This is a genomic window from Alkalinema pantanalense CENA528 (genome assembly GCF_050753345.1).
GTDB lineage: Bacteria > Cyanobacteriota > Cyanobacteriia > Leptolyngbyales > Leptolyngbyaceae > Alkalinema > Alkalinema pantanalense.
Map to the genome: position 1 here is coordinate 1 of NZ_JBLZFX010000168.1, position 6,416 is coordinate 6,416.

Below are 6,416 nucleotides of genomic sequence, written 5' to 3' on the forward strand. Positions count from 1 at the left end.
CACCATCCGACAGCGACTCAAGGTCTTGGTAGCTCATCTTCTCTCCACAGAAATGTTGAGGGCAACATTCTTATTCTCCTACCTCCTGCTCTAACTGGCACATCACTCCACTATTCATGCAGGAGGTCTAGTTAATTAACTGGCTGAAAAGCAAACTTAAGAGTCCAGTCTTCAGGCTTGAGTCATGGAGTTTAAGTTGCGGTATCGGATAGATCTTGGGTGGGCGGCTCATCATCAAGTGCCATCAGAGCATCATCAGCAAACTCTAGATTAAAAGCAACATCTTGGTGAGACTTGAGTTGAGAAAAAATGCGGTAGGCATCTAGATTCTGTTCTGTGGATGCGGTAATTTCATCAATTCGATCCCCAGCCATGCGAATCAGATTGTATTGAACATTCTCGGCATAAATGGTGAAGGTAACGTTAAAAATTTCCAGAAAGTTAACGACCCAACGACAATCTTCTTCCGGAAAGTTTTCGTAGTAGCGAATCAGATCAGCAATTCGAGTCTCTAGATACACTCGCGAGTTGCGGGACACTAAAACTAATTTGAGGAGTGCAATCACAAGAGTCATAGGATTGCCTTGGGATAAGAGCAAGGCAAACAGCGAAGAAGGCTCTTTGTGGGTTTCTGTGGTGAGGTAATCAATCACTCGATTGCAGGTGCGTAAAAGCATCGCATCGGTTAGCGGTTCGTCATGGTGTTCCTCGTAGAGAGGATTTAACTTTTCCGTGAGGCGAGTTTGCAACATGCGGGAAAAGTCATTGGATTCGATCGAAAAAACTAAATACTTTTTCAGACTTAACTTAAACTCTCGATAGCTAACTTGGCGAACCTGATTGAGAAAAATATTGGCAAGGTTGGGGTAACTGTAAGATCCCCGTTTTGCGACGATCGTTTTAATGAGGCGTAGAACATCGTCTCCCAGAACCGTGGGATTTTTCAGGGGGCGATCAGTCGGTTGTTTTGCCTGTGATCGAGCGACATACATTGCCAACTCAAACTTAAACTGATCACGCAGTTGTTGAGCCATTGCTCGAGCCGCTTCCCGCTGTTCAATGGGGTTGCTCAGATCAACGTACTGGGGGACTAGAAGATAGGCAGTATAGCGTTTGACCCAAGGGCCGTCTTGGTCTGCCTGTTGGGGATCGTACCTTGAGGCAAAGAGCTTCAGGTCAGTATAATCCTGGCTATGGCGAAAATTGTCAACCCAATATCTGAGACGCCCTAATGTTGGCGAAATAGTGTCCCTTGGGAACTGTTCTTGAAAGGCTTCGATTAAATCTTGGATGGCTCGATAACGTCTTGCTGCATCCCAGTTGTTGACCAAGATATAGCAAGACCGCTTAATGGTATTGCGGAATTCCTCTTCATTGTTACTCAGCACAATGTCGTAGAGCGCATTAATGGCCGAGGCGCTCACTGAATCGACGTGGTATAGAAAAAGCCGCTTGAACTCAAGCAAAACTTCTTCCGGTGGCCACTTTCGGACAATTTCTAGCAGGAACTGATAAATCGTTTGCTGAGCAAGCTGGATGGTGCGCTCTGACTGAGTTAGTTTTTCAGGCCAGACATCCCGATGCCCATTCGGAAGAACATCCCCAATCATTCGGCGACTCAACGCTGTGGCTTGCGGTTCTAGAGATAACAACTACATCAAACTAGGATATTTCCCAGTTATGTAGGGCATTGAATACGATCGTGATCCGGCAACAAAATTAGTTTTGATTTGGCCAGAACAACTACAGCATGAAGGCACGCATTTCCGGTCAATTCCCTGAATACTTCTCAAAGATAGCTTAGTGAGTGAGAAAACTCATACTGTAAAAGGTGGATTTTTCTCCCAATACGCTGAGAGAACTGGATTTTTCGTGAGATAAGACGATCGATAAATTGAGGTATCCCAAAGCCAATATTAAGTTACTTCACCAATAAGTTGAATAGCCTTAATTAACGTAGAGAGTTCAACTCAATATCGGATCGTTTTGAGGCGTAAACAGTAGAATCACCCAAATTGACTAACCCTAGGAAAGTTTTCTAAACTTAATTATTCTTAATCACTAAAATCACCCATTGCGACTGTGCAAAAAACAATCACGCAATGAGCGATGAATGAACTTCGCTGACTGAGCAGAATCAGATGAGTGAGCAAAATCAGACATTCACTGAATAGATGGGGGCAGAGGGACTTGAACCCTCACGACCTTGCGGTCAACGGATTTTAAGTCCGTAGCGTCTACCATTCCGCCATGCCCCCATGAGGTTGGGGTGAGGAAAAATCCTCTTTACCTATTCCACCATCAATTGCGCTGACTGGCAACCTGTTTCACTGGATAACCTGTTTCACTGGATAACCTAAGAAACCTTGATGGACTCAGACTATATTAGCCTGCCTTCCACAGGATAATATGACATTAAGACTTTTTAACGGATTGCAACAGGTTACCTATGGAAGTCGCTCTACTCTATTTGGTCTTGGGGGGTGCTTACCTCTTAGTTCTACCCTTGACGCTTTACTTCTACTTAAAGGCACGCTGGTACGTGGCAAGCTCTGTGGAACGGGTTTTGATGTATTTCCTGGTGTTCCTTTGCTTCCCAGGAATGTTAGTCTTGGCTCCCTTCCTGAATTTTCGTCCCAAGCGCCGGGAAATTGGGGCTTAGACTCCGATCGAACTACGCCGTTGGGACAACGAATTGTGCTGACAGCTTGGTCTGACGGATGGTCACAAGTAGATTAGGCAACGACACTAGGCAGCAAAACCATGCGACGAATTGATGTACTTGCGATCGGGTTAGGCATTTTTGTGGCCGGGGGCGTTGCCTATGTTGGTTTCCAGTGGCTCGGTTTGGATGATATTAATGCCGGGATCTGGAGTCAGTTTCTGTTGGTACTGGTCGTCATTGGCTGGCTAACGACTTATCTAGTCAGGGCTGTGACCCAGAAGATGACCTATAACCAGCAGTTAAAAGATTATGAAGATGCTGTTCTCCAAAAGCGGCTAGAAGAACTCACGCCGGAGGAACTGGCCCAATTGCAAGCGGAGGTGGAGCAAGAACGGCAAGCAAGTTCATCGTCCCAACACTAGCGTTGAGGGTGGAGAATTTCTCGGTTGGCCAGTTTCTCTGTCCCCCTCTTCCTGTACGCTGTACCGTTGTAGCTTGTCCCTTGAAGGTTCGATGACTTCCATTTCCCAGTGTTTTGAGCAACTGCGCGATCGCGCCCAATGTGCCCTGATTCCGTTCATTACGGCTGGAGATCCAGATTTAGCGACTACCGCTGAAGCATTACGGATTCTGGATCGATCGGGGGCGGATCTCATTGAGTTAGGGGTGCCCTATTCGGACCCGTTGGCAGATGGACCCGTGATTCAAGCCGCTGCAACTCGGGCATTGGCCAATGGTATTAAGCTGGATGATGTCTTAGGGATGTTGAAGCAAGTCATCCCTAGTCTCAACGCGCCGATCGTTCTTTTTACCTACTACAACCCAATCTTGAATCGGGGCATTGAAGCCTTTCTCCAGGAAATTGCAGCCATTGGGGTCAAGGGCTTAGTGGTACCCGACTTACCGTTGGAAGAGGCCGATGCGCTACTTAAGCCAGCGGCGGCGGCGGGTATTGAAGTCACGTTGTTGGTTGCGCCCACCAGTCCTGCAGATCGCATTGCAACGATCGCCCAGCAATCCCAAGGCTTTATCTACCTGGTCAGTACCACAGGGGTGACGGGCATGCGAACACAGTTGCAATCTCGGGTGAAGGATTTGCTGCAAGGGTTGCGGACAGTGACCGATAAGCCTATTGGCGTCGGCTTTGGGATTTCCCAACCGGAACATGCGAAACAGGTGATGGAATGGGGCGCTGATGCCGCGATCGTGGGCAGTGCTTTCGTCAAACGTTTAGCAGACAGTGGTTCACCGAAGGAAGGATTAATTGCATTGGAATCTTTCTGTCGGAGTTTAAAAGCTGCTCTAACGGTAGAAGGTTAAGAGGAAGGCGGGATCAGCCGGAGGTTAGGGAACAGCGCATAAATCAAATCCCAATTGGGTAGGGTTAGGAGAGTAAAAGGGTCGGAGGGTAGGGGAATGAAGAGGGGATATTATTTCTTTGCAAATCTCTTATAGCACTCCGATCTGATTTATGAGCAGACTTCAGCTCAAAGCCTTGAAGCCTCTGGATAGCTCTCTCACGATTCACGTCGGATTGCTATAGTAGCAACGCTAGAGAAGACTGGGAGCTAAGGTTTGCGGGTTTTGAGAGCCTCGATATTGGCTTCCCAGTTCTGGCCATCAAAGGGCACGATCGTAAATTCTTCCAGAACATCCCCGTCCAAACAACGCACGTTGATATCCACTTTATCGGGGTGGGATCGGGGCGTATAAAAGGCGTGGATCCCGCAATGTTTGCAAAATCGATGCTGGGCGGTGTGGGTATTGAAGGTGTAAGTAACGAGACTGTCTTGGCCCGAGAGGAGGGTAAAGCGATCGGGCGACACAATTAGGTGCAGAAATCCTTTTTTACGACAGATGGAACAATTGCAGTCTTCAACAACCCGTTCATCAGCGGTGACTTGCACTGCAAACTGCACAGCGCCGCAATGACAACTGCCGTTATAGGTTGTGAATTCGTTAGTGTTTAATTCGTTAGTTTTGAATTCATCGGTCATGACTCTTGCCCCCGCAAGAATACACTCATGGGCGAGGGCGTAGAATCTGACGGCCCATGGCCCCATGATTCATCACGCCCATCATCAACCCATTTTGAATTCATCGGTCATGACTCTTGCCCCCGCAAGAATACACTCATGGGCGAGGGCGTAGAATCTGACGGCCCATGGCCCCATGATTCATCACGCCCATCATCAACCCATTTTGAATTCATCGGTCATGACTCTTGCCCCCGCAAGAATACACTCATGGGCGAGGGCGTAGAATCTGACGGCCCATGGCCCCATGATTCATCACGCCCATCATCAACCCATCATGAATTGCTGGTTGAGCAACGCTTGAGAAACTCGTTCTCCAGCAATTGGCCTTGGTCAATCTTGCTAGTCGATCGCTGGCGGTAATCGCGTTAGTCGATCGCCACTTCTCCGATAAAGACCCTTTCCGCAGGGCCGGTCATGAAGATGCGATCGTCAGCAGCCCATTCAATTTGTAATGGCCCACCGGGCAGTTCGATCGTAGCTTTGCGATCGCTCTTGTCATTCAGCACAGCGGCTACCAATGATGCGCAGGCTCCCGTTCCACAGGCCAAGGTGATCCCCGCACCCCGTTCCCAGACCCGCATTTTCAGATAACCCCGATCGACCACTTCAATGAATTCAGTATTGGTGCGTTGGGGAAAGACGGAGTGGTACTCAAACTGGGGGCCGACTTTTTCCAAATCGATCGCGGCCACATCCTCCACAAAAGTAATGCAGTGGGGGTTGCCCATGCTGACGGTGGTAACGGCCCAGGTTTGTCCAGCCACTTCGAGGGGAACGGCCATCGCTTGGGCCTCGGCTGCGGCCAGCGTTGTCGGAATTTCTCCCGCCAGCAGCCGAGGTTTCCCCATATCCACGGTAATTTGGCCGTCGGCTTCCAGCTTCGGTGTGATTAATCCAGCTAGGGTGTGGATTGTATAAATTGATCTGGCTGCATCGCCTTCTAAATCCGCTAGAAACCTTGCCATACAGCGGATCCCATTACCGCACATTTCCGGCTCCGAGCCGTCGGAGTTGAAAATCCGCATGGTGTAATCGGTGCCATTTTGCCCAGGGAGCGCAAAAATGACGCCATCCGCACCAATGCCAAAATGCCGATCGCAGAGTTTTTCAGCCTGCTCAGGCGTCAAAATAGGATCCGTACTGTGGCGGTTGTCCACCAAAATAAAATCGTTACCGAGGCCGTGGTACTTGCTAAATTGCAGGTTCATGGGTCGAAAGGTCAAGAGATGGGTAGACTGAAGGCAAGCGAAGATACGCTAGAAGAACCAGATTAGCCCCAGGGAGCACAAAAACAAAATGGCGCTGGAATTAGAAACTGGATTACCAAGCATTCGCCAAGTCCAAAATTTGATCAAAGATGGCAATGACGTTGAGTTTAAGTTAGTGACCGGGGATCTGCTCTCCGGCAAAATTCGCTGGCAGGATCCCCATTGTATCTGCCTCGTTGATCAGTACGATCAGCCGACGATCGTTTGGCGACAGGCAATCGCCTATATGAAGCCCAGAGCTTAGGATACAGACCGCAATTATTTTGAGTAATTCGTTGATAAAAGCAGTAGGGGAACTAGTTTGCCTTACTGTTTTCTGTTTCTAGTGAGTGGTTGCTAGTGGAGTGTCAGGATTAATTTTGTGAGTTTGAGCGAGAATGGATTTAGGATCTGATTGGTTCTGAAATCCACTCTTGTAGGAATATCGTATGGGCAAAGTGTACA

General features: G+C 48.5%; 7 protein-coding genes and 1 tRNA gene. 4 read left to right on the top strand and 4 right to left on the bottom strand.

Translation table 11 applies throughout. The features are described from left to right. Positions 1–191: 191 nt before the first annotated feature. Together ACN4EG_RS26815 and ACN4EG_RS26820 are read right to left on the bottom strand one after the other, a co-directional pair. A complete protein-coding gene (locus tag ACN4EG_RS26815) occupies positions 192–1,610 on the bottom strand; it encodes a hypothetical protein (protein ID WP_431633349.1) in 1,419 nt (472 codons plus the stop codon). A gap of 565 nt (positions 1,611–2,175) precedes the next feature. Then, a tRNA-Leu gene (locus ACN4EG_RS26820) sits at positions 2,176–2,258 on the bottom strand. A gap of 191 nt (positions 2,259–2,449) precedes the next feature. Between ACN4EG_RS26820 and ndhL the strand changes: the two genes are divergently transcribed. The 3 genes from ndhL to trpA all read left to right on the top strand — a co-directional run bounded on the left by ndhL (position 2,450) and on the right by trpA (position 3,985). Continuing rightward, positions 2,450–2,662: an NAD(P)H-quinone oxidoreductase subunit L gene (gene ndhL / locus ACN4EG_RS26825; RefSeq protein ID WP_431633350.1), complete on the top strand. Its 213-nt coding sequence runs from the start codon at positions 2,450–2,452 to the stop codon at positions 2,660–2,662. A 101-nt stretch (positions 2,663–2,763) separates the two neighbouring features. Beyond that, positions 2,764–3,087: a DUF3007 family protein gene (locus ACN4EG_RS26830; protein ID WP_431633351.1), complete on the top strand. Its 324-nt coding sequence runs from the start codon at positions 2,764–2,766 to the stop codon at positions 3,085–3,087. A 91-nt stretch (positions 3,088–3,178) separates the two neighbouring features. Beyond that, positions 3,179–3,985 carry a tryptophan synthase subunit alpha gene (gene trpA / locus ACN4EG_RS26835; RefSeq protein WP_431633352.1) on the top strand — a complete coding sequence of 269 codons (807 nt, stop codon included), beginning with the start codon at positions 3,179–3,181 and terminating at the stop codon, positions 3,983–3,985. A 248-nt stretch (positions 3,986–4,233) separates the two neighbouring features. On the opposite strand, the gene ACN4EG_RS26840 is transcribed toward trpA, so the two are convergent. Together ACN4EG_RS26840 and dapF are read right to left on the bottom strand one after the other, a co-directional pair. Next, positions 4,234–4,728 carry a GFA family protein gene (locus ACN4EG_RS26840; protein WP_431633353.1) on the bottom strand — a complete coding sequence of 165 codons (495 nt, stop codon included), beginning with the start codon at positions 4,726–4,728 and terminating at the stop codon, positions 4,234–4,236. Positions 4,729–5,069: 341 nt separating this feature from the next. Then, a complete protein-coding gene (gene dapF / locus ACN4EG_RS26845; protein ID WP_431633354.1) occupies positions 5,070–5,912 on the bottom strand; it encodes a diaminopimelate epimerase in 843 nt (280 codons plus the stop codon). Between the two features lie 88 nt (positions 5,913–6,000). On the opposite strand from dapF, the gene ACN4EG_RS26850 reads away from it, so the two are divergent. Continuing rightward, on the top strand, positions 6,001–6,216 hold the full coding sequence (locus ACN4EG_RS26850; RefSeq protein ID WP_431633355.1) for an Hfq-related RNA-binding protein: 216 nt from the start codon (positions 6,001–6,003) through the stop codon (positions 6,214–6,216). Positions 6,217–6,416 lie beyond the last annotated feature (200 nt).